We start from the raw sequence: 23,018 nt of genomic DNA on the forward strand, positions 1-23,018 counted from the left end.
TGCGTGCGCAGCGATCGTTATGGTCGTTGTGTTCACGGACCCGGACAGCTCACCCCACCGCTTCGGGTGAAAGGGCCGTCGCGAGGATTGACCGGGCAGCCCCGGCACACCACGTTGGCGCTGTGCCTCCCCCCGATGCGGACCTCGCCGACATGGTGGTGCGGGAGTGCGGGCGGCGGTGGCCCCAGGGCGCGACGCAGCCGCCCGGCAGGTTGTTGCGGCCGATGCTGGTGCTGGAGTCGGCGATGGCCGTCGGTGGTGACCCGGTCCGCATCCTGCCCGCCGCGGTCGGCTTCGAGTGCTCGCACGTGGGCGGGCTGGTGCACGAGGAGATCATCCACCGCTCCGGCGGTCCGGCGGACGCGCTCGTCGCGGCGAACGCGCTGCTGTTCGAGTGGTTCCGCGCGCTCAGCGAGTGCGTCGACCGCGGGGTGCCACCGGAACGGGTCACCGAGGCGATGCGCATCCAGGCCAGCACCGGGATCGACTCCTGCCGGGGCACCGAGCTGGAACTGGCCTCGACCCTCCACAGTGGACTGGACGGTTACCTCAGGATGGCCCGGCTGAAGACCTCGGCCCCGCTGGCGGCGGCCTGCCGGGTCGGCGCGGTGCTCAGCGGGGCGAGCCCGGCGCAGACCAACGCGCTGGCCGAGTTCGGCGACGCGCTCGGCCTCACCTGCCAGATCCGCGAGGACATCCGGACCTACGAGCGCAACGTCGAGGCGGTGACCCGGGACGGTCGCGGCGAAGTACGGGTGCGCAGGCTCTCGCTGCCGGTGCTGCTCGCCCACGACGGCGCGAACCCCCGCGACCGCGCGCGGATCGAGCGGTTGCTCACCGCCCGGTCCACTCCGGACCGGTTACCCGAGCTGGTGGAGATCGTCCGCCGCACCGGCGCGTGCGGCACCGCGATGCGGATGGCGGAGCAGTACGCGGCGCACGCGCGGACGGTGCTCACCGCGCTGCCGCCGAGCGGCCACCGGGTCCGCCTCGCCGGGATGACCTCGACGATGAACCCGGTGATCCCGCTACGTCGCCAGGTGGACGGCTAGCGTGCCCTTCCCGCGGTTCTTCGCGAGGTACATGGCGCCGTCCGCGAGGCGGAGCAGCTGGTCCGCGGCGTCCTCGACGTCCCGCGCGTCGGCGGCGCTGGCCAGGCCGATGCTGGCGCGCACCGTGTGCTCGACCCCGTCGACGCTGTACGGCTTGGACAGCTCGGTCAGCAGCTTCTCGCCGATGTTGTTGCCGCGTTCCCCGGGTTCGACGAGCAGCACGCCGAACTCGTCCCCGCCGAGCCGCGCGACCATGTCCGGCGCGCGCACCACCGCGCGCAGCCGCGCCGCGATCCCGGCCAGCACCCGGTCCCCCGCGGCGTGGCCGTAGCGGTCGTTGATCGTCTTGAAGTCGTCGAGGTCGACGAAGAGCACCGCGGGTTCGGTGCCGGGGTGGGCCAGCAGCTGCTGGAGCTGTTCGCGGAACGCGATGCGGTTCGGCAGCCCGGTCAGCGCGTCGTGATACGCCTGGTAGCGCAGTCTTCGCTGGTGGTCCCAGAGCCTGCGGACCAGGCGCTCGTTGTCGACCATCGTGACGAACTGCCGGATCAGCACGATCGCGACGACGCCCAGTTCGATGTAGGTCTCCCCCGCGCTGAGCTTGCCGCCGACCGCCGTGGACAGGCCGATGAACATCAGCGTGGCGAGCACGGGCAAGTACGGCGCCACGAAGTGCATGTGGTCGGCCAGGCCCGCCTTGCGCCTGGGACCGCTGTCGCGGCTGCGCACCGGGACCCACGGGGTCAGCGCGTAGAACACGCCGGCGCAGACGAAGGTGATGTCGGCCATGAAGCGCGCGGTGTCGAACGGAACGCCCTTGGGGATGAGGTAGCCGACGCCCCAGGAGCCGCAGATCTGGGCGAAGAAACCCATACCCACCAACAACATCGCGATCTGGCGCTCCTCCTGCCGCTTGCGGGAGAGCGCCATCAGGATCACCAGCAGCACCAGGAACTCGATCGGCCTGCTCATCAGGACCAGCGGGTTCAGCACGCGCTGGTCGTCCAGCAGCACGGGGTGCACGGCGGTGACCCAGGTGAGCACGACGGCGGAACTGGTGACGATCAGCCCGTCCAGCCAGAACAGGAGGCGGTCACGCGAGCTGGAGCGGCGCGGCGTCGGACCGTTGCGGCGGGCCAGCACCACCACCGCGGCCAGGGTGAGCAGGGTGCTCACGGTGAAGATCGGCGGGGCGGAGTTGAGGGCGGCGCGGATGTCGCCCCCGGACACGTCGACCCAGAAGTAGAGGACGCAGAACACCAGCCGGAGCACCGCTGCCACGGCGAGGAGCACGCGCCAGCGGCGGTCGGTGCCGGGCGCCCGGCGGGCGGTGATCGTGAAGCCGATGACCGCGGCGAGGTTGGCCCCGACCTCCAGCAGCTTGTCGAACCGCCAGGCGAACGCGACCGGCAGGCCGGACAGCCGCACCGCGACCATCAGCGCGATCAGCGTCGCGAGCAACACGAGCGCGAAGGTCTTCAGGTTTTTCACGAGCCCTCCGCGCGTCGGGTCGTGGGAAGAGTAGTAATCCGCTGCCGGTCGAACAATCAGCCGACCGACCGACACGTCAATCCCCTGTGACGAGTGCCTGACAGCCCAGGACACCGTATCCGGCCCGGCTTGGATCTACGTCGTGTACACGGCCAGGGTGCCCTTCCCGCGGTTCTTCGCCAGGTACATCGCGTCGTCGGCGAGGCGGAGCAGCTCGTCGGCGTGCCGCGCGTCGGCGGCGCCGGCCAGCCCGATGCTGGCGCGCACCGTGTGCTCGACGCCGTTGACGCTGTACGGCTTGGACAGCTCGGCGAGCAGCTTCGCGGCGATCTCGTGGCGCTGCTCCCCCGGCTCGACGAGCAGCACCCCGAACTCGTCCCCGCCGAGCCGGGCCGCCAGGTCGGGTGCGCGCACCACCTCGCGCAGGCGCTCCGCGACCCCGCACAGCACCTGGTCCCCGGCGGCGTGGCCGTGGTGGTCGTTGACCCGTTTGAAGTCGTCGAGGTCGACGAACAGCACGACCGGTTGGGTACCGGGGTGGGCCAGCGACCGTTCGAGCTGCTCGCGGAACGCGGCGCGGTTCGCCAGCCCGGTCAACGGGTCGTGGAACGCCTGGTGGCGAAGGCTGCGCTGGTGGTCCCAGAGCCTGCGCAGCAGGCGCTCGTTGTCGACCATGGTCACGAACTGCCGGATCAGGATCACCGCGACGACCGCGAGCGCGATGTAGATCTCCTCGGGGCTCATGCCGACGCCGACCGCGGTGCCCACGCCGATGAACATCAGGGTGACGAGCACCGGCAGGTACGGCGCGATGAAGAGCATGTGGTCGGCGAGACCGGGACGGCGCGCAGCGGTGCCGTTCCCGCCGCGCACCGCGACCCAGGGCGTGATCGCGTACAGCGCCTCGGCCGTCACGAAGCCGATGTCGGCCAGGAAGCGCGTCGTTTCGAGCGGGACCCCCTTGGGGATCAGGTGGCCCACCGCCCAGGAACCACTGACCTGGGCGAAAAAACCCAAGCACACCAACACCATCGCGGTCCGCCGCGCCTCCTGCCGCTTGCAGGAGAGGGCGATCAGGATCACCACGAGCACGATGAACTCGATCGGCCTGGTGAGCAGGATGAGCGGGCTGACCACGGGCCTGCTCGCGTCGAAGGCAGGCTCCAGCACGGTGACCCAGGTGAGCATGAGCGCCGAGCTGGAGATGATCACCGCGTCCAGCCAGAACACCCGCCAGTCCCTCGGCGTGACGTGACGGGACGCCGAACGGCCGGACCGGATCAGGACCAGCACCGCGCCCAGGGTGAACAGGGTGCTCGCGGCGAACGGGGCGGGCGCGAACGTGAAGACGGGCTTCAGCGCGCCGCCGCTGAGATCGACGGAGACGTACCAGACGCAGAAGGCCAGCCGGACCGCGGCGGCGAGCGCCATGATCACCCGCCAGTACCGGTCGGCCCCGGAGGCGCGCACGGCGGTGATCGTGAAACCGGCGACCCCGCCGAGGGCGAGCCCGAGCTGCATCAGCCTGGACACCCGCCAGGACTCGCGCGGGGGCAGGTCGGAGAGGTGGAGCGCGACCATCACCGCGACCAGCGTCGCGAGCACCACGAGCACCACGGTTTTCAGGTTCCTCACAGGCCCCTCCGCGTGCCGGGTCTGCGAACAGTAATTACGCCCGGAAAGCCGGACAATCGGTCGAGCGACCGACAAAAGGACGAATTCGCCCGGCTCAGTCCCAGGTGACGAGGCCGTGCCGGTGCGCGTAGATCACCGCTTGGACCCTGGTGGCCACCCCGAGCTTGGCCAGCACCCTGGCGATGTGCACCTTCACCGTGCCCGCGCTGATGAACAGGTCCTCGGCGATCTCGGCGTTGCTCAGGCCGCGGGCCAGGCTGCGCAGCACGTCGACCTCCCTCGGGGTCAGCTCGGCGAGCTCCGCGGTGGCCGGGCGCGGCGAGGTCTGCGCGAACCGGCGCACCACCCGCCGCGTGACCTGCGGATCGATCAACCCCTGCCCCTGGTGGGCGGCGCGGACGGCCTCGACGAACAGCCCCGGTTCGCTGTCCTTGAGCACGAACCCGACCGCTCCGGCCTGGAGCGCGCCGAACAGGTACTCGTCGGTGTCGAACGTGGTCAGCGCGATCACCGCGGGCGCGGGGCTGAGCGCGCACACCCGGCTGATCGCGGTGAGCCCGTCCATCCTCGGCATCCGCAGATCGGTGAAGACCACGTCGGGGCGGCGGCGCTCGGTCAGCGCGACCACGTCGTGCCCGTTCGCGGCCTCACCGACCACCTCGATGTCCGGTTCGCCGTCGAGCAGCAGCCGCAGGCCCGTGCGGGCGGCGGCCTGGTCGTCGGCGACCAGCACGCGAATCATCCCAGTCCTCGTTTCACCGGCAGGGTGGCGTGGACCAGCCACCCTCGCGGACTGCGCGGTCCCGCGACCACGGAGCCGCCGAGCTGCTCGGCGCGCTCCCGCATGCCGCGCAGGCCGCTGCCCTTCCTGTCACAGCCTTCTCGCACGGTATCGGCACCCGTCCCGTCGTCCTCCACAGTGATCACCAAGTCCGTTCCGGCCACCCGGACCGAGACCTCCGCGGTGCTCGCCCCGGAATGCCGGACGACGTTGGTCAACGCCTCCTGGGCGATCCGGTAGCCGCACCCGTGCAGCCGCTCCGGCAGTTCGGGCAGGTCAGACACCTTGACGGTAACCGTCAAGCCCGGGCAGCTCAGCCGGGTGGCCAGCGCGGGGAGCTCGGTCAGCCGGGGCTCGTCGTCGCGCAGCACCTCGATGAGGCCACGGATCTCGCTGAGCGCTTCGGCCGACAGCTCCGCGACCGTGCGCAGCGCGTCCTCACCGTCCGCCTCGCGGCGCCCGCCCATGGCCCGCAACCGGATCGCGCTCAGGTGGTGCCCGGCGACGTCGTGCACGTCCCGCGCGATCCGCGCCCGCTCCTCCGCCTGCGCCCGTTGCCGCTCCGCGATGTGCAGCCGCTGCAACTGGAACGCGTAGTCGCGCTGCACCCTCAGCGCGTAGCCGAACGAGACCGGCATCAGCGCGAAACCGATGGCGTAGACCACGTCGGAGGGCCGCAGCGCACCGCTCATGATCACGGCCACGGTCAGCATCCACACCGGCGCGCCGACGACCAGCACCGGGAGCCGGCGGCGCTCACAGCGGTAGGTGGCCACGTAGGCACCGATCATCACCGGCCACGGCGACAGGTTCTGCCCGATGAGCACCGAAACGAGGGTGATCATGCCGGTGGCGATGACCGAGGAGAGCGGGAATCGCCTGCTCAGGGTGAGCGGCGCGCTCGCGGCGAGCACCATGAGCAGCCACGGCCACCCCCGCTGTGCCATGCCGATCGGCGGATCGTTCACGCCGAGGATGAGGAAGTCGAGCGCGGGCGCGCCGATCGTGAGCCCGGCCGCGAGCACCGCGAGCGCGGCATCGCGCGTCCACGGCGACAACCGGTTCCAGAACCGGACGGCGGACATCCGCATGTCGGTAGCGCTTTCACCAGACGCCATCTCACACCTGTTCCTGGGGAATATATGCCGAAAAGCAGATGGCGGCAGGGCCGCGCGGTGCCAGCATTCGCACGAAAGCGCCCATCCCCACAGGCGTCGTCCAACGCTAAGCAGGAAACCGTTCTCAGGCAAGGAGAAACCCGCCCGATCCACAGTGGACGGGTTACCGTGACCCGGTGCGTTTGCGTGGTTCGCTCGCCCGGCAGCTGTTCGGACTGCAGCTGCTGATCGTGCTCGCCCTGCTCGGGGCGGTCGCCGCGGTCACCATCGCGCAGTCGCACGCCACGTTCCGCGACACTGAGGGCGGCAGGCTGCTCTCGGTCGCCGAGGACGTCGCCGCGACCGCGGGGGTGCGCGTCGGCGCGGAGGACGAGGTGCGCAGGCACTGGCTGCTGCCGCCGTTCGCGGAGAGCGCCCGCGCGCAGTCCGGGGCCGACTTCGTGATCATCACCGACGCCCGTGGAACCGTGCTGACCTCGCCCGATCCCGCGCAGGTCGGCGAGAAGCTGCCCGCGGAGGGTTCGACGGCACTGGGCGGGCGGTCCTGGGTGGGCGTGGTCGGCGGCGCGGTGGTCGCGCACGTGCCGGTGATCAGCGACGCCGGGCGCGTCCTCGGCCTCGTCGCGGTCGGCAGCGCGCAGCCGAGCACCTGGGAGACGATCACCTCTTCCCCCGGTGACCTGCTGGTCTACCTGGGCATCGCCGCGGTGATCGGGCTCGGCGGCTCGCTGGTGGTGTCCTGGTGGATCAAGCGGCAGACGCTCGGGCTGGAGCCGAGGGAGATCACCGGGCTGGTCGAGCACCGCGAGGCGATGCTGCGCGGGGTGAAGGAGGGCGTGCTCGGACTCGACGAGCAGAACCGGATCACCCTGGTCAACGACCAGGCGCTGCGGCTGCTGAACCTGTCAGCGGACTGCGTCGGGCAGCCGGTGGACTCGCTGGAGCTCAACGAGCGGTTGCGCGACGTGCTCGCCGGGCGCGCGAGCGGGCAGGACGAGATCGCGCTCCGCAAGGGCAGGGTGCTCACGATGAACCGGATGCCGGTCTCCGTGCACGAGCAGCCGATCGGCGCGGTGATCACCATGCGCGACCGCACCGAACTGGCCGCGCTGCGGCACGAGCTGGACGTGCACCGGCAGACCACGGACACGCTCCGGGCGCAGGCGCACGAGTTCACCAACCAGCTGCACACGATCTCCGGGCTGATCGAGCTGGGCGAGTACGACGAGGTCGTGCGCTACGTGACGCGGGCGAGCCGGACCCACGAGGCGTGGTCGACGGAGGTCGTGGCGAAGGTGGCCGATCCCGCGCTCGCGGCGCTGCTGATCGCCAAGGCCAGCCTGGCCGCGGAGCACGCGGTCGGGCTGCGGCTGAGCGCGGACAGCCGGATCGGCGAGCTCGACGAGGCGCTGTCCGCGGACCTGGTGACCGTGGTGGGAAACCTGGTCGACAACGCGCTCGACGCGCTGCCCGCCACCGGCGGCGGTTGGGTGGAGGTCGACCTGCGGCAGACCGACACGGACGTGCTGGTGCGGGTGCGGGACTCCGGGCCGGGCGTGGCGCCGGAGATCGCCGAGGAGGTGTTCCGGCACGGCTTCACGACGAAGGTCGCCGAGCACGGAGGCCAGCGCGGCATCGGTCTCGCGTTGACGCGGCAGATCTGCGTGCGTCGGGGCGGCGAGGTCTCGGTGCGCAACGATGGCGGCGCCGTCTTCTCGGCGCGACTGGGGCTCTCGGCTGCTGGAGGTTCGCGGTGATCACGGTGCTCGTCGTCGACGACGACTTCATGGTGGCCAAGGTGCACAGCGGCTACGTCGGCCGCACCCCCGGTTTCGAGGTGGTCGGCGTCGCGCACACCGGGGAGGACGCCGTGCGCAAGGTCGAGTCGCTGCGGCCGGACCTGGTGCTGCTGGACATCTACCTGCCGGACGTGGACGGGCTGGAGGTGCTGCGCGAGGTGCGCGCGCTCGGCGGGGACACCGACGTGATCGTGGTGAGCGCGGCGCGGGACGTGGACACGGTGCGCTCGGCGATGCGCGGCGGGGTGCTGCACTACCTGATCAAACCGTTCAGCTATGCCGCGCTGCGCGCCCAGCTGGAACATCTTTCCGTTGTGCGCCAACAACAGTCCACAGTGGATCAGTCCACAGTGGATAAACTGTTCGGCGGGCGCCCGGCCGCGCGAACCGCGATGCCCAAGGGGCTCACGCGGGAGACCGCCGCCCTGGTCGAGCGCGTGCTGCGCGAGTGCGCGGGCGACCTGTCCGCGACGGAGTGCGCCGAGGCCACCGAACTGTCCAGGGTGAGCGCCCGCCGCTACCTCGAACACTTCGTCAGCTCCGGCCGCGCCGACGTCGGCCTGCGCTACGGCACCACCGGGCGGCCGGAACGCCGCTACCGGTGGCGCGCGTGATCACCAGGCCGCGTAGGCGGGCTGCATGACGACGTCACGCAGGTTCGCCTTGGTCAGCGTCGGCTCCGACCGGCTGTGACCCCCGGCCCCACCGATGCGCTGGTTGGTGCTGCTCGCGGTGATCTCGATGCCGTCGGGGCGGGTCAGGGTCATGACGTTCTTGATGTAGGAACCGGACGTGACGACGCTGTAGACCGCTCGCAGCCGCCCACCCGGCACCTCGCCGAAGTCCAGGGGCTCGCAGGTGATGGCGTCGACCTTGCCAGACGACTGCGTGCCGCAGGGCCGTTCGGTGCCCGGCCCCGCGAGCTTGGCCACCTCGATCCGGAACTCGCCGATGCCCTGGGAGTCCTTCAGTTCGGCGAGCAGCCGCAGCCTGCCGTCGACCACCTCGAACTTCGGGTTGGACGGGATCAGGTCCGCCCAGTGCGGCAGCGGGCGGACGGAGGTGAAAGCCGCCTCGTAGATGGCGCGCAGCCGCCCCGACTGCCCGTCCTCGGGGTTGAGGGGCAGCCGTGCGACGGCGGCGAGGCTCGGGGCCGTCCGGTTGGTCATGGGGGTCGTCGCGGCCGTCGGCCGGGTGGTCTCGGTGGCCGGCGGGGCGGTGCCGGTGATCTTCGGTCCCGAGTCGGCCGGTCCCAGGTCGGGCCCGCCGAACAGCGCGGTCGGCCCGGCGAGCGCGGTGGCGCCGAGCGCGACGGCCACCACTCCGGCGGCGACCCCGACACCCGCGGCCACCCTGCGCCTGCGCAGTGAGCGCTTGCCCGCCTTGATCACCGCGGCGCGGTCGATGTTCATCGGCGGCTCGGTGTCGAGCGCGCCGCCCAGCAGGTCGCGGATGTCCCCATCGCGGAACTCGCGGTTCATCGCTGCTCCTCGAAAACGGTCTTGTCGGCAGGGTTGTCGAAGACCTCGGTGTGGGACAGCAGCTTGCGCAGCGCGGCGAGGCCCTTCGCCGCCTGGCTCTTGACCGTTCCCTGCGTGCAGCGCATCGCACGCGCGGTCTCCTCGACGGAGAGGTCCTCCCAGTAGCGCAGCACCACGGCCGCGCGCTGTCCGGCGGGCAGCGCGGCCAGCGCCTTGCGCACGTCCATCGCCTCGTCCAGCCGCCTGGCGTCGGCGGCCACCTCGGGCAGCGCGTCCACCGGCGTCTCCCGCCTGCGGAACGCCCGGCGCGACTCGTCGATGGCGCTGCGCACCAGCACCTGCCGCGAGTACGCGTCGACCGAGCCGTTGCGGTTCAGCTTCGGCCAGGCCACGTAGATCTTGGTCAGCGCGATCTGCACCAGATCCTCGGCCCGGTGCCAGTCACCGCACAGCAGATAGGCCGTGCGACGCATGACGTTCGCCCGGCTCTCCATGTACTCGGCGAACTCGCTGTCGCGATCAGCGGCCACTGGGCACTCCCTCCAGTCACCTGCTACTACGGGGCGGCGTGCCGCTCGGTTGCCGACGACCCGGAAGAGCGAGGCCGGTCACACGTCCCTTGGGGGCGCAATTATGCCTTTGGGCATACGACAGGCCGATCGTCGCTCAATAGCGTCGCATTCGCATTTCGTCGCTTTCGCACATCCGAGGTGAACATGTCTCACATAATCCGGATCGCCGTTCTGGTAACCGCCACGGCCGGATTGGTGGCCACCGCGCCCGCCGCCCTGGCGCAGCCCACCCTCCCCTGGACCACGTGCACCGGCGCAGGTGTTCCGCCCGGCATGGAATGCGCGGGGTTGGACGTTCCGGTCGACTGGGCGAAGCCGGGCGGCGCCAAGATCACTTTGCAGCTGGCGCGGGCCAGGGCGACCGGCCACCGCAAGGGCTCGGTCATCACCATTCCGGGCGGGCCGGGCGGTTCCGGTGTCGAGGACCTGAAGTCCTCCTGGAACGCCTACGCGGACCTGCGTCGCGAATTCGACGTCATCGGTTTCGCGCCGCGGGGCAGCTGGGGCAGCGGCCACCTGCCCGCGGAATGCGATGACCCGAACGTTTCGCTCACCATCCCCAGGAACAAGGCGGATTACGACGCCGCCGTCTCGCAGAACCGGACGGCCATCGAACGCTGCCGCTCCGGAGCCCCGGAGGTCTTCGACCACCTGGACTCCGCCAGCCACGCCAGGGATGTCGAAGCGATCCGTGTTGCCTTGGGGGACAAGGACTTCAACGGGCTCGCCCTGTCATACGGCGGTGTGGTCGCGACGACCTACGCGCGTCTTTTCCCGAAGCGGGTGCGAACGCTGTTCCTCGACGGCGTGGTCGACCACGTGCGCCCCTACTCGGAAGCGCGGCGCGACTCCTACACGAACGTCGAGGAGTTCTTCGGCCGCTTCGTCAAGTGGTGCCAGGACGACACCGCGTGTTCCTTGCGAGGCAAGGACATCCCGGAGATGTGGCGCGCCCTCGTCGCCAAGGCCGACCGCACGCCGATCCCCGTCGCCGGGACGCAAACCGCCTACACCGGCGGAGAACTCCAGATCGCCGCGAGCCCCTTCCTTGCCGCAGGACGGTTCCAGCTCCTCGCCGACGCGATCGCCAAGGCGGCCAACGGAGACGCGTCCGGCTTCGGCGCACCGCTCGGGGGGCGCAAGCCCGCCGGTCCCGCCGCGTCCGTCGCCGTCGAGTGCGGTGACGGCCTGCCGGGCTTCACCGACCACGCCGACTTCAAGCGGGAAATGCTGCGGGGCAAGGAACTCTCGCGGAACTTCCCCGTCGCCGGTCTGTGGCGGCAGCTCCAGTGCACCGGTTGGCACCTGCCCGTCGCCAACCCGCGGACGCCGCTGACCGGGCTCGACCTGCCGCCCGTGCTCGCCGCGGGCACCCTCTCCGACAGCGACGGCGGGCGGGCGATCGCGGGCCAGGTCAGGGGATCGAGCGTGATCAAGGTGGAATCCTTCGGCCACGGCCTCTACGGCCACCACCGCAACCCCTGCGTCATCGACCACGTCGACACGTACTTCTCCGAACGCAGGCTCCCGCCGACCCCCACCACCTGCCCCGCCTGAACCCCACTCCCCGCCAATGCCGCGTTTGGTGCGTTGAAGGCCCTGAATGAGTCATTGAGGTACTTGAGCGCCCTCAATGACTCATTCAGGGCAAAACCCGCAGGTCAGAAGCGGGGGTGGTCGCCGCGGAGCACGGCGCGCGGGGCGTCGGAGTCGGTGGTCTTGCCGACCTCGCCGATGACCCAGGCCGGGACGTGCCGCGCGGTCAGCACGGCGAGCGCCCGGTCGGTGTCCTCGGCTGCGACCACCGCGACCATGCCGACGCCCATGTTGAAGGTGCGCTCCATCTCCTCGCGCTCCACCCGGCCGCGCTGGGCGATCAGGGCGTAGAGCGGGGCGGGGGTCCAGGTGCCGCGGTCCAGCTCGGCCATCAGGCCCTGCGGGACGACCCGGGCCAGGTTGCCCGCCAGGCCACCACCGGTGACGTGCGCGAACGTGCGGACGTCGGTCTCGGCGGCCAGGGCGAGGCAGTCCTTGGCGTAGATCCGGGTCGGTTCGAGCAGCTCCTCGCCGAGCGTGCGGCCCAGCTCCTCCACGTGCCCGGTCAGCGGCATCCTGCCGATCTCCAGCAGCACGTGCCTGGCCAGCGAGTAGCCGTTGGAGTGCAGGCCGGAGGCGCCCATCGCGATCACCACGTCGCCGGGCTTGACCCGGTCCGGGCCGAGCACCGCGTCCGCCTCGACCACGCCGACGCCGGTCGCGGACATGTCGTAGTGGTCGGGCGCCATCAGGCCGGGGTGCTCCGCGGTCTCCCCGCCCATCAGCGCGCAGCCCGCCTGCACGCAGCCGTCCGCGATGCCCTTGACGAGCTGCGCGATCCGCTCCGGGACCACCTTGCCGACCGCGATGTAGTCCTGCAGGAACAGCGGTTCCGCCCCGCAGACCACAAGATCGTCAACAACCATCGCCACCAGGTCGATGCCGACGGTGTCGTGGATGTCCATCGCCTGCGCCACGGCGAGCTTGGTGCCGACGCCGTCGGTGGAGGACGCCAGCACCGGCTCCTTCCACCGGTCCAGCTTCAGCTTGAACAGACCGGCGAACCCGCCGATGCCGTCCAGCACCTCGGGTCGGGTCGCCTTCTCCGCCCAGGGCTTGAGCTGCTCGACTGCCTCGTCACCTGCCTCGATGTCCACCCCGGCCGCGGCGTAGGTGGCCTTCTGGCTGTCCGTGTGGGCGATCAACGTGAAGCTCCGTCCAAAGTGGATGTTCAGGGGCGCTGCAGTGCGTCCTGGGCACCGTAGCCACTGGGTGAGACCGGGGCCGCCGGTCCGGCGACGCCCTTCTCGATGCTTTCGAGCAGGTGCTTGCCGATCTTCATGTCGTCCGGCAGCGCGATCGGGTACTCGCCGTCGAAGCACGCCGAGCACAGCCGCGTCCTCGGCTGCTCGGTCGCCGCGACCAGCGCCTCCAGCGAGACGTAGCCGAGCGAGTCCGAGCCGATCGAGCGCCGCACGCCGTCCAGGTCCAGCCCGTTGGCCACCAGCTCCGCGGGCGAGGCGAAGTCGATGCCGTAGAAGCAGGGCCACTTCACCGGCGGCGAGGCGATCCGCACGTGCACCTCGACCGCGCCCGCCTCGCGCAGCATCCGCACCAGCGCGCGCTGGGTGTTGCCGCGCACGATCGAGTCGTCCACCACGACGAGGCGCTTGCCGCGGATCACCTCGCGCAGCGGGTTGAGCTTGAGCCGGATGCCGAGCTGCCGGATGGTCTGCGACGGCTGGATGAACGTGCGCCCGACGTAGGCGTTCTTCACCAGGCCGGAGCCGTACGGGATGCCGGAGGCCTGCGCGTAGCCGATCGCGGCCGGGGTTCCGGACTCCGGGACCGGGATGACCAGGTCCGCATCGACCGGGTGCTCCTCGGCGAGCCTGCGGCCGATGTCCACCCGGGTCGCGTGCACCGAGCGGCCGGAGATCGCGGTGTCCGGCCGGGCCAGGTAGACGTACTCGAAGATGCAGCCCTTGGGCTCGGGGTTGGCGAAGCGGGTCGAGCGGAGGCCGTCCGCGTCGATCGCCAGCAGCTCGCCCGGCTCGACCTCGCGGACGAAGGACGCGCCGACGATGTCCAACGCGGCCGTCTCGCTGGCCACCACCCAGCCGCGTTCGAGGCGGCCGAGGCACAGCGGCCGCACGCCCTGCGGGTCGCGCGCCGCGTAGAGGGTCGACTCGTCGGAGAAGACCAGGGAGAACGCGCCGCGCAGGGTGGGCAGCAGTTCGAGCGCGGCCTGTTCGATGCCGGTGTCCGCGGCGGCCGCCGCGAGCAGGCCGCACATCAGGTCGGAGTCGCTGCTGGCGCCCGCGGTGGCCTTGATGCCCTGTTCCTTGCACCGGGCGAGCAACTCGGCGGTGTTCACCAGGTTGCCGTTGTGGCCGAGGGCGAGCCCGCTGCCGGTCGCGGTGGTGCGGAAGGTGGGCTGGGCGTTCTCCCACGTGGTGGAACCGGTCGTGGAGTAGCGGGTGTGCCCGACCGCGACGTGACCGCGCAGCGAGGACAGCACCTGCTCGTCGAAGACCTGGCTGACCAGGCCCAGCTCCTTGAAGACGACCACCTTGGCGCCGTCGCCGACGGAGATGCCCGCCGCCTCCTGACCGCGGTGCTGAAGTGCGTAGAGGCCGTAGAAGGTGAGCTTGGCCACCTCTTCGCCGGGGGCCCAGACGCCGAAGACACCGCATTCCTCGCGCGGGATGTCCCGCTCGGGATCGTCGTGCTGGTGCGCGTCGGGTGTGGCCGAATCCGATGGGGTCGGGTCGGTGAGCACCGAGAACTCCCTCGTGACGGGATCGAACTGCCACTGAAGTGTAAGTGCCGTGGACGCCTGTTCGAGCCACCGAGCCCCCCGGTCTTTGTGGACCCCGCCACCCCGGACCTGCGAACGGCTCGTGGGCAACGCCCACCCGCATCACACGTCCGAGTTAACGAAAGGGGGTGGCGCATGCGGCACCTGAACCGCGACCTCGACCTGTTCGAGCGCATCTTCGGCAATCCCAAGGTGGCGATGGCCGCGCTCGTCGGCTGCCTGGTGCTCGGTGTCGTCGGGCTCGTGCTCGGCAGGCTGATGGGCTGGCGCAAGATCGCCAGTGGGCTGTCGCTGGCCTCGCTCGGCGGGGTGCTCGCCGCGACCCTGGTGCGCAGCGGCAACCGGTACGGCGCCGACACCCTCGGCGAGGTGTGGGCGATGTGCAGGCACAACGACTTCTCGCTCACCGGCTCGTGGGCCCGCCTGAACTTCGTGATGCTGATGCCGTTCGCCTTCTTCGGGGTGCTGGCGGTGCGCCGGTTCATCCCGGTCGCCGTCGCCTGCGTCGGCCTGGCCATCGGCATCGAGCTGTACCAGGGGCTGTCCGGGCTCGGCGCCTGCGAGACGCAGGACATGATCAACAACGCGCTCGGCGGGCTGCTCGCCGCGGGAATCGCGTGGCTGCTCACCGGAAAAGACCGGTGGAGTGGCCGGAGGCACCGGACGACCACTCCACCGGAGTCACCTCAGCACTGGGCTTCGATCTCCACCTGATGCTGTTTCGCCACCGACCGCGACCACTGGAACGACAGCCCCATCATCTCCGCCTTGTAGGAGACGTCGAGCTTGTATTTTCCAGCCAGGCAAGGGAAATCCTCACCGAGCGCGTCGACCTGGTCCTTGCCGATACCGCTCTCCCGACCGGTCAGGGACGCCTCTGCGGCGACCCCGAGCGGTGTGGTGAGCTTGTACTTGCTGTCCACCGTGCGGCAGTTCAGCGGCTTTCCCCAGTAGAAGCTGTAGTTCCAGGCGCAGGTGCCCTTCACCGCCACCTTGAGCTTCGCCGCGGTGAGCACCAGGCACACCTTGCCCGCGAAACGCGCGTTCTGCTGGGCCTCGTCGGTGAACTCCGCCGCGCAGAACTCCTTGGGATCGTCGGCCGCCGCGAACGCGGGCGTCGCGAGACCGAAGAACGGGACAAGCGCGGCGAGCACGATCACCAAGCGTCGGGACATACAGATCATCATGCGGGCCCGCGTGAATGTCGGCGACTCCGCGAAACGGGAGTTAACTCATTCCGGTTGCTCGCGGCGCACCGTCTCCGGAAGGGCGAGCAGGCAGCCGACACTGATCAACGCCGCCGCCGCGACATAGGTGGCCACCGCCGTCGAGCCGCCCCCGCCCTTCAGCAGCGCGGTGGCGATCAGCGGCGAGAACCCGCCGCCGAGCACCGCGCCGAGCTGGTAGCCGATGCCGACCCCGGTGTAGCGGTGCGCGGCGCCGAACAGCTCGGAGAAGTAGCTCAGCATCGGGCCGAAGATCGCGGCGCTGCCGACGAACCCGAGGGTGATCGCCAGGATGATCAGGCCGGTCTGCGCGGTGTTCACCATCCAGAACAACGGGAACGGGAAGACCACGCAGAACACCGCGCCCGCGAGCATCACCGGCTTGCGGCCGATCCGGTCGGTCAGCGCGCAGAACCCGATGATCGAGACCACCTGGGCGAGGCAGCCGACGAGCGTGGCCACGAGCATGACCCAGCTCGGCAGCTTCAGCGCTTCCTTGCCGTAGGTGAGCAGGAAGACGAACAGGATGAAGACGAAGGCGTTGAAGCCCAGGTTCACGCCCGCGGTGAGCAGGACCTGCTTGCCCTCCTTGCGCAGCACGGTCATGAGCGGCATCCGCTCGGTGGCCTTCTTCTCCGTGAGGTCCTGGAAGACCGGGGTCTCGTGCAGCTTGCGGCGGGCGAAGACACCGACGAGCACGACGAGCACGCCCGCGAGGAACGGGACCCGCCAGCCCCACGAGAGCACGTCCTCCGGCGGCAGCAGCATCACCAGTGCGAAGGAGCCGTTGGCCAGGAAGGCACCCATCGGCGAACCGATCGTGACGAGGCTGCCGTAGAGCCCGCGCTTGCCCGGCGGAGCGTGTTCGACGGCCATCAGCGCCGCGCCGCCCGCCTCGCCGCCCACGGAGAAACCGTGCACGACGCGCAGCAGGACCAGGATCAGCGGTGCGGCGACGCCGATCGCCGCATAGGTCGGCAGCAGGCCCATGAGCGCGGTCGTCACACCCATCAGGCCGAGGCTGAGCACGAGCATCCGCCGACGCCCGAGGCGGTCGCCGAAATGGCCGAACACGATTGCGCCGAGCGGGCGTACGAGGAATCCCACGGCGAATGTGGAGAACGCCAGGATCGTCGCGACGAGCGGATCCTGGGCGCGGAAGAAAAGGGTGCCGAACACCAGCGCGGACGCTGTGCCGTAAACGAAGAAGTCGTAGTACTCCAAGGAGGTTCCGACACCGCAGGCAACGGCGAGCCGCCGGAATGACGGCCGCTCGCCCTGATCGCCTCGCACGCTGACCTGTTCCGTCACGCGCTCACTCTTCCTGAGCGAACGTGGGAGGACAACGCTGTTCGGATCAGTATTTCAATGACACGAGCGGAAGCCACTGCGAAACGTCTGCTCGGACACCCGATGCGTCAATTCGGCCGTCTTCAAGTGCCGCGTCCCAGTTGACCCGTCCGAGCACGAGTTCGAGCCAGGTGCGCGGATCGGTTTCGACGACGTTCGGCGGCGTGCCCCGCGTGTGCTTCGGCCCGGGAACGCATTGCACGGCGGCGAACGGCGGCACCCGGACCTCGACGCTGTGGCCGGGCGCGGCGAGCTCCAACGTGCGGAGGCTCAGCCGCACCGCGGCCGCGAGCGTCTTGCGATCGGGCCGCGCTCCGCCGTCGAGCCACGGCACCACCGCCGCGACCGCGTCACGCAGCTCGTGCGGATCCACCGCTTTCCTCAACGACACCCGCTCAGGCTAACCGTCCCTCACCGCCGTAGTTCCCCCGTCTTCAAGTACGACACACCCCCTCCCCAGCGACCACTAAGTGCGCCTAACCCCCAGCGGGCGCACGCGGGTTAGGCGTCGTTTGAGACCGCTGGGGAGGGGGTTCGTGGTACTTGAAGACGCCCTAACGTCGGCGGCGGAGGCGGAGTGCGCGTTGGGCCCGGTGGAGGTTGGGCGGGGTGACGGTGGTGGTGCCGTAGCTCTCGATGCGGGAGTTGAGGGGGCCGGTGAAGTCGGGTTTGTCGATCTGGCCGAATTCGCGGACGGTGGAGATGCCGACGGTGGCGCTGCACGGGGCTACGTGGTCGATCTTCACGCAGCCCGCGCGCTCGTTGGTGACCTTGATGTTCCAGTGCGTGAACCTGGCCCCGTACAACGGTCCCGCGTTCGCGCTGCCGCCGTGGTTGCCGTCGTTGAAGATCTCCACCTCGGTGCGCACGTTGTGGAACGGCAGGCCCCGATGCGTGTCGAAGGTGCCGGCCTCCATCCGCCCGCGCGACCACACGTTGCCGCACGACAAGCCCTCTACGTTGATGCCGTGGTGTCCGGCGCCGGGCGGGGCGGGCTCGGTGAACTTGCCGATGCCGAAGTCCTCGACGAGGTTGTCGTGCGCCTGCTCGCGGCACGCGTACGAATGGTGCTGACCGCGTCCGTCGACCCGGGTCTTGCGCAACGTGACGTTCTTCGACGCCACGAAGAGGAAGCCGTTGTCACTGTCCACAACGGACACATCATCGGCCCAGCAGTCCCATGCGCACTGGAACACCAAGCCGTTGTATCCCTTGTCCTGCAAGTGCACCGGGCGCTGAGTCTTCACGAACCTGATGGTCAGGCCCTCGACCCCGGCGCCGACGACAGGCGGAGTGAGCGTGGTGAGACGCGGCTTCCACCCCATACGGGCGTCGATCGGCAACGGCTGTTGGAGGCGAATCTTGTTGCCCTGCACCGATTCGATGCGCACTGGCCACTGGAACGGGCGGTAGGACAACAGTTTGTCCTTGTTGGACCACGTGTAGCTCGCGGTGCCCGGGATGTCGCCGCACATGTGCTTGAGCAGCCCGTATTCGGCGTCGTCGTCGATCTGGAGCAGCACGCGCTGTCCCGCAGCAAGGCGATTGCCGTCCGCGACGGTCAGATCGAAGTCCCCGCGCTTCGCCGCAGCGGACACCGTCGTGATCACTGACGCCTTGTCGCCCTCGTTGCCGATCCACCCCTCCATCGGCCACTTCTTCGCCTTGACGGCTGCCGTCAAGTCCCGGTAGCGGTCGCGGTGGCAGACCCACACGATGCCGCCCGACCAGCTCCACGCGGAGTTCTCCGAGCCGTAGCGGCTGCGGTTGATGCCGATGATCTGCTCGAGCGACCGCGTGCCGTGGAGGATCGTCTTCCCACTACCCGCACCGCGCAGCACCACGTTGTCGTAGCCGATCTGCACGATGTCGTCGATGCGGTAGGTGCCCGCGGGCAGGGTGACCACTCCGCCGCCGCGCTGACCGACGTCGGCGATCGCCTTGTTGATCGCGGGCGCGGAGTCTGCGGAGCCGTCGCGCTTGGCCCCGTAGTCCAGCACGTTGGCGCGCACCGGACCGCGCGGCGGCTCGGCGCCGTAGCGGTAGCCCGCGAACGAGACGTTGGGGATCTGCGGGTGGGTGTACGGCGTTCGGACGAACTCGCGCCACAACGGCGATTCAGCGCGAGGTGCGGCCGTCGCCGAAGGCGCGGGGCGCAGGTGGTAGCCGACCATCGCCGCCAAACCACCGGAGAGGAACGTCCTGCGAGAGAGCATGAGTCTCCTGGTCCCAAACACGGGGCGGCGGTTTGGTTGACCGGCAGTTTCCCCAACCCGGCGGGCTTTGGGAAGGGCTTTCCCGCAGGCGGCTCATTCGTAAGACGTCTTGTCAAACACCCCGGAAACCGGCAAGGGTGTTACCGGATACGCCCCCTGTCCACCGCCGCCATGGTTGCCAGGAGTCCTGATGTCCCGACGTTCCCGCTGGCTCGTGGCCGTCGTCGGCCTGAGCCTGGTCGTCCCCCTGCTGCCTGCGACCAGCGCGGTCGCCCAAGAACACGCCGCGACGGCCGCCCCGGACCGGGTCGGCGAGGCGCGCACGATCCCCGACTGGCGGATGCAGACCTCGCGCTCGGTGACCGGCGGCGGCGACGTGATCTCCCGGCCCGGGTTCACCGACGTGAACTGGCTGAAGGTCCCGGCGCGCTCCACCGTGATGGCCGGGCTCATCGCCAACCGCAAGTACCCGGACCTGAACTACTCGACGAACATGAAGCAGGTCAACGCGGCCGACTTCAAGGTGCCGTGGTGGTACCGCAAGGGTTTCACCGCCGATCCGGTGCCGGGGCGGCACACCTTCCTCAAGCTCAACGGCGGCGTGCTGGCCCGCGGCGAGGTCTGGCTCAACGGCACGAAGCTCGCGGGCACCGACAAGGTCATCGGCGCCTACCCGATCCGCGAGTTCGACGTGACGAACCTGATCCGCAAGGGCGACAACGCGATCGCGCTGCGGGCGGACTCCGTCGACCCGAAGCGGGACCTGACGATCCACTTCATCGACTGGGCGCAGTTCCCGCCCGACTGGAACCAGGGCCTGTTCCGCGATGTCACGCTGGCCAGCTCCGGAGCCGTGTCGCTGCGCAACCTCCGCGTGGACAGCGACCTGCCGTTGCCGAGCCTGGCCACCGCCGACGTCACGGTGAAGGTCGACGCGCGCAACAACACCGACAAGCCGCAGAGCGCCGAGGTCTCCGGAACCGTGGACGGCCGCGCGTTCCGACAGCAGATCTCCTTGGGCGCCAAGCAAACCAGGACTGCAACGTTCACGCTCAAGCTGGACAAGCCGCGCGTGTGGTGGCCGTTCCAGATGGGCGAGCAGCCCCTGTACGAGGCGTCGATGACCGCGACCATCGGCGGAGCGGCCTCTGACACCGCGAAAAACCACCTTCGGCGTTCGTGAGATCGACTCGAAGCTCGTGCAGGGCGGTCGGCAGTTCTTCGTCAACGGGCAGCCGTTCCTGGTGCGCGGCGGTGGCTGGGCATCGGACCTGTTCCTGCGCACCGATTTGCGCAAGATCGAGGACCAGCTGAAGCTGACCAAGGCGATGGGGATGAACACCATCCGCCTCGAAGGCAAGCCCGAGAACGACGAGCTCTACGACATGGCCGACCGGATGGGCATCATGCTGCTCACCGGCTGGGAGTGCTGTTCCAAGTGGGAGTCCTACGACACCTTCACCGCCGAGGACAACCGCGTCGCCGGTGAGTCGGCGGAGAGCGAAGCGCGGCGGATTCGCAACCACCCCAGCATGATCGGCTTCCTGATCGGCAGCGACTTCGCTCCGCCCGCCACTCAGGAGAAGATCTACCTGGACGCGCTCAAGCGGGCCGAGTGGAACCTGCCGGTCATCTCTTCCGCCAAGGCGCTCGCCTCCCCGCAGCTGGGCAGTCCGGGCATGAAGATGGAGGGCCCGTACTGGTGGGTCCCGCCGAACTACTGGTACAACAAGCAAAAGGGCGGCGCGTCCGGCTTCGCGTCCGAGATCGGCCCCGGCCCGACCATCCCTGAGCTGGACAGCATTCGGAAGTTCTTGCCGCCCAACGAGATCGACGCGCTGCGGGACTACAACGCCAAGCACTACCACCTCGCGCCCTCGGACACCTTCAGCAAGCTGTCCTTCTGGGGCACCGCGCTCGACGGCCGCTACGGCAAGCCCACGAGCACCGAAGACCTTGTGCGCAAAGCACAACTGGCCAACTACGAGGTCAACCGCGCGCAGCTGGAGGCGTTCGGCCGCAACTGGTCCGACGCCGACAAGCCGTCGACCGGCGTCATCTACTGGATGCTCAACAGCGCGTGGCCGACGCTGTACTGGAACCTGATCGACCACAACCTGGCGACCGGCGGCTCGTACTTCGGCGCGAAGACCGCGTTGCGGCCGTTGCACGTGCAGTACTCCTACGACGACAACTCGTTGGCTGTGGTGAACACAGGACTGCGCGACGCCCCTGGGCTGACTGTGCAGGCCACGGTGTTCAACCTCGACGGCACGCAGAAGGCCGACGTCTCGCAGCCGGTGACCGCCAAGGCGAACGCGTCGGTGCGGGCAGGAACGCTGCCGAAGCCGAACGGCCTGTCGAGCACGTACTTTGTGCGGCTGCTACTCAAGGACGCGTCGGGCAACGTCGTGGACCGCAACGTCTACTGGCTGTCCACCAAGGCCGACAAGCTGAACTACGCGGGTTCGACCTGGTACCACACGCCGCAGACGGAGTACGCGGACCTGAAGGGGCTCAACAACCTCCCGCAGGGCTCGGTGAGCGTGATGGTGACCGGGAACAAGGTCACCATCACCAACAACGGTGACAAGGTCGCGTTCTTCGTGCGGGCGTCGCTGCGCGCGGGAGCCGGTGGGCCCGAGGTCCAGCCCACCACGTGGTCGGACAACTACGTGACGTTGTGGCCGGGCGAGTCGACAACGCTCACCGCTGACTACCGCGTGGCCGACCTGGGCGGCAAACCCGCGCACGTCCAGGTCTCCGGCCACAACGTCCCGAAGGTCGAAATCCCGGTCAGCACAACGCAGAGTCGATGACCGCGAAGCGCGTCGGAGCGGTGGTGTTCAAGACGATCGTGTTGGTGACGAGCGTGGCGTGCCGCCCGTCGTCGGTGGCCATGGTCACCGAGCTGTAGCCCATGGTGTCCCCCGCGTGCCCCCATGCGTATCCGCCACAGGAGAGGGTGAGGCGTTGCAGACCGAGACCGTAGCCGAAGGAGGCGTCGGACCCCGAGACGGTCTTGCGCATCTCGGCGAGGGCCGCGGGGGAGACCAGCTTGCCGTCCGTGAGGGCGCGGGCGAACGTGATCATGTCCGTCTGGGTCGACACGACATCACCCGCGGCGCCGAGGAAGGACGGCTCCAGCCCGGTGGTGTTCTCGATCCAGAGGAACGCCGAACCGACTCGGCCACCGGCGTAACCGCGCACATAAGGCGTGCCGAGCTGGCGGTCTCCGGCCTTCGGGACCTTGGTTCCGGTCAGGCCGAGCCGCCGGATGACCCGGTCGGTGATGGCGTCCCCCGCCTGCTGGCCGGTGATCTTCTCGATCAGCATGCCCGCGATCTGGAAGTTGGTGTTGGAGTACTCGAAGCGGGTGCCGGGCGGTACAACCGCCGGGCGGCTCAACCCGTCGCGGACCAGCTCACGCAGCGGGTACGTGCCGCCGGGGCCGGGCTTGGGCTTGGGGGCGGACTGGTTCTCCGGAATCCCGCTGGTGTGCTGGAGGAGCTGCCGCACGGTGATCCGGTTGCCGTCGTGGCCGTTGCCGGTGACCACACCGGGCAGGTAGCGCTCGATCGCGGTGTCCAGGGCCACCTTGCCCTCGTCGACCAGCTGGAGCACCACGGCGGCGGTGAACGTCTTGGTCTGGCTGGCGATCCGGAACCGGTCGGCCGGCTGGATGGGGCGGTTGGCGTTCACCACGGCGGTACCGCTGTGCACGCTCCACGAGGTGGAGGCGTTCCCCGCGAGCACGGCGGCTCCCGGACCGGCGTGCGTGAGGTAGCGGTTCAGCAGCGCCTGCGTCTCGGCCTGCCCTGCCTGCGCGACACCGGGCGCACCCAGCACGGCGGTGGCGGCGAGCGCCAGCGCCGCCAGACGTTTCCCGGTTTTCCTGGCCATCATCGTCGTCACGGACGCGGACGCTAGGGACGGCCGC

General features: G+C 69.7%; 20 protein-coding genes. 7 read left to right on the forward strand and 13 right to left on the reverse strand.

Annotation, left to right across the window (positions count from 1 at the left end; all coding sequences use genetic code 11):
* Positions 1-122 precede the first annotated feature (122 nt).
* On the forward strand, positions 123-1,052 hold the full coding sequence (locus NLX83_RS07945) for a polyprenyl synthetase family protein (protein ID WP_254234184.1): 930 nt from the start codon (positions 123-125) through the stop codon (positions 1,050-1,052).
* On the opposite strand, the gene NLX83_RS07950 is transcribed toward NLX83_RS07945, so the two are convergent.
* The 4 genes from NLX83_RS07950 to NLX83_RS07965 all read right to left on the reverse strand — a co-directional run bounded on the left by NLX83_RS07950 (position 1,029) and on the right by NLX83_RS07965 (position 6,044).
* The gene (locus NLX83_RS07950; RefSeq protein ID WP_254234185.1) at positions 1,029-2,543 is read right to left on the reverse strand and encodes a diguanylate cyclase domain-containing protein; all 1,515 of its coding nucleotides are present in this window, start codon (positions 2,541-2,543) and stop codon (positions 1,029-1,031) included. The genes NLX83_RS07945 and NLX83_RS07950 overlap by 24 nt on opposite strands.
* Before the next feature lie 135 nt (positions 2,544-2,678).
* A complete protein-coding gene (locus NLX83_RS07955) occupies positions 2,679-4,178 on the reverse strand; it encodes a diguanylate cyclase domain-containing protein (RefSeq protein ID WP_254234186.1) in 1,500 nt (499 codons plus the stop codon).
* Between the two features lie 94 nt (positions 4,179-4,272).
* Positions 4,273-4,920 carry a response regulator gene (locus NLX83_RS07960; protein WP_254234187.1) on the reverse strand — a complete coding sequence of 216 codons (648 nt, stop codon included), beginning with the start codon at positions 4,918-4,920 and terminating at the stop codon, positions 4,273-4,275.
* Entirely contained in the window at positions 4,917-6,044 is a 1,128-nt protein-coding gene (locus tag NLX83_RS07965) for a sensor histidine kinase (protein ID WP_254234188.1), read from the reverse strand. Before NLX83_RS07965 ends, NLX83_RS07960 begins: the two co-directional genes overlap by 4 nt.
* A gap of 209 nt (positions 6,045-6,253) precedes the next feature.
* Between NLX83_RS07965 and NLX83_RS07970 the strand changes: the two genes are divergently transcribed.
* On the forward strand, positions 6,254-7,834 hold the full coding sequence (locus NLX83_RS07970) for a sensor histidine kinase (protein ID WP_254234189.1): 1,581 nt from the start codon (positions 6,254-6,256) through the stop codon (positions 7,832-7,834).
* Complete coding sequence (locus tag NLX83_RS07975) at positions 7,831-8,490, forward strand: response regulator (RefSeq protein WP_254234190.1); 660 nt, start codon at positions 7,831-7,833, stop codon at positions 8,488-8,490. The genes NLX83_RS07970 and NLX83_RS07975 overlap by 4 nt, the downstream gene beginning before the upstream one ends.
* Here the strand turns inward: NLX83_RS07975 and NLX83_RS07980 are convergent, their stop codons facing one another.
* Both NLX83_RS07980 and NLX83_RS07985 read right to left on the reverse strand, forming a co-directional pair.
* Positions 8,491-9,357 carry a hypothetical protein gene (locus NLX83_RS07980; protein WP_254234191.1) on the reverse strand — a complete coding sequence of 289 codons (867 nt, stop codon included), beginning with the start codon at positions 9,355-9,357 and terminating at the stop codon, positions 8,491-8,493.
* A complete protein-coding gene (locus NLX83_RS07985; protein WP_308209283.1) occupies positions 9,354-9,887 on the reverse strand; it encodes a SigE family RNA polymerase sigma factor in 534 nt (177 codons plus the stop codon). Before NLX83_RS07985 ends, NLX83_RS07980 begins: the two co-directional genes overlap by 4 nt.
* 186 nt (positions 9,888-10,073) lie before the next feature.
* On the opposite strand from NLX83_RS07985, the gene NLX83_RS07990 reads away from it, so the two are divergent.
* A complete protein-coding gene (locus NLX83_RS07990; protein ID WP_254234192.1) occupies positions 10,074-11,486 on the forward strand; it encodes an alpha/beta fold hydrolase in 1,413 nt (470 codons plus the stop codon).
* A gap of 104 nt (positions 11,487-11,590) precedes the next feature.
* On the opposite strand, the gene purM is transcribed toward NLX83_RS07990, so the two are convergent.
* Positions 11,591-12,670: a phosphoribosylformylglycinamidine cyclo-ligase gene (gene purM / locus NLX83_RS07995; protein WP_254234193.1), complete on the reverse strand. Its 1,080-nt coding sequence runs from the start codon at positions 12,668-12,670 to the stop codon at positions 11,591-11,593.
* 26 nt (positions 12,671-12,696) lie between these two features.
* On the reverse strand, positions 12,697-14,247 hold the full coding sequence (purF, locus tag NLX83_RS08000; RefSeq protein ID WP_254234194.1) for an amidophosphoribosyltransferase: 1,551 nt from the start codon (positions 14,245-14,247) through the stop codon (positions 12,697-12,699).
* Between the two features lie 174 nt (positions 14,248-14,421).
* Between purF and NLX83_RS08005 the strand changes: the two genes are divergently transcribed.
* Positions 14,422-15,000 (forward strand): VanZ family protein, encoded by a 579-nt coding sequence (locus NLX83_RS08005; RefSeq protein WP_254234195.1) that lies wholly within the window; start codon positions 14,422-14,424, stop codon positions 14,998-15,000.
* Here NLX83_RS08005 and NLX83_RS08010 read toward each other — a convergent pair.
* The 4 genes from NLX83_RS08010 to NLX83_RS08025 all read right to left on the reverse strand — a co-directional run bounded on the left by NLX83_RS08010 (position 14,973) and on the right by NLX83_RS08025 (position 19,078).
* Entirely contained in the window at positions 14,973-15,461 is a 489-nt protein-coding gene (locus NLX83_RS08010; protein WP_254234196.1) for a hypothetical protein, read from the reverse strand. The genes NLX83_RS08005 and NLX83_RS08010 overlap by 28 nt on opposite strands.
* Positions 15,462-15,518: 57 nt before the next feature.
* Positions 15,519-16,823 (reverse strand): MFS transporter, encoded by a 1,305-nt coding sequence (locus NLX83_RS08015; RefSeq protein ID WP_254234197.1) that lies wholly within the window; start codon positions 16,821-16,823, stop codon positions 15,519-15,521.
* A 46-nt stretch (positions 16,824-16,869) separates the two neighbouring features.
* Positions 16,870-17,253, reverse strand: a complete 384-nt coding sequence (locus NLX83_RS08020) for a sterol carrier family protein (RefSeq protein ID WP_254234198.1) — start codon at positions 17,251-17,253, stop codon at positions 16,870-16,872.
* Positions 17,254-17,416: 163 nt separating this feature from the next.
* Positions 17,417-19,078, reverse strand: a complete 1,662-nt coding sequence (locus NLX83_RS08025) for a glycoside hydrolase family 55 protein (RefSeq protein ID WP_254234199.1) — start codon at positions 19,076-19,078, stop codon at positions 17,417-17,419.
* Between the two features lie 190 nt (positions 19,079-19,268).
* Between NLX83_RS08025 and NLX83_RS08030 the strand changes: the two genes are divergently transcribed.
* Positions 19,269-20,261, forward strand: a complete 993-nt coding sequence (locus NLX83_RS08030; protein ID WP_254234200.1) for a glycosyl hydrolase 2 galactose-binding domain-containing protein — start codon at positions 19,269-19,271, stop codon at positions 20,259-20,261.
* A 16-nt stretch (positions 20,262-20,277) separates the two neighbouring features.
* Positions 20,278-21,897 (forward strand): glycoside hydrolase family 2 protein, encoded by a 1,620-nt coding sequence (locus NLX83_RS08035; protein WP_254234201.1) that lies wholly within the window; start codon positions 20,278-20,280, stop codon positions 21,895-21,897.
* On the opposite strand, the gene NLX83_RS08040 is transcribed toward NLX83_RS08035, so the two are convergent.
* Positions 21,875-22,984 (reverse strand): serine hydrolase domain-containing protein, encoded by a 1,110-nt coding sequence (locus tag NLX83_RS08040; RefSeq protein WP_254236133.1) that lies wholly within the window; start codon positions 22,982-22,984, stop codon positions 21,875-21,877. The genes NLX83_RS08035 and NLX83_RS08040 overlap by 23 nt on opposite strands.
* Positions 22,985-23,018 lie beyond the last annotated feature (34 nt).

This window comes from Allokutzneria sp. A3M-2-11 16, from assembly GCF_024213555.1.
In the GTDB taxonomy this organism is placed as follows: Bacteria; Actinomycetota; Actinomycetes; order Mycobacteriales; family Pseudonocardiaceae; genus Allokutzneria.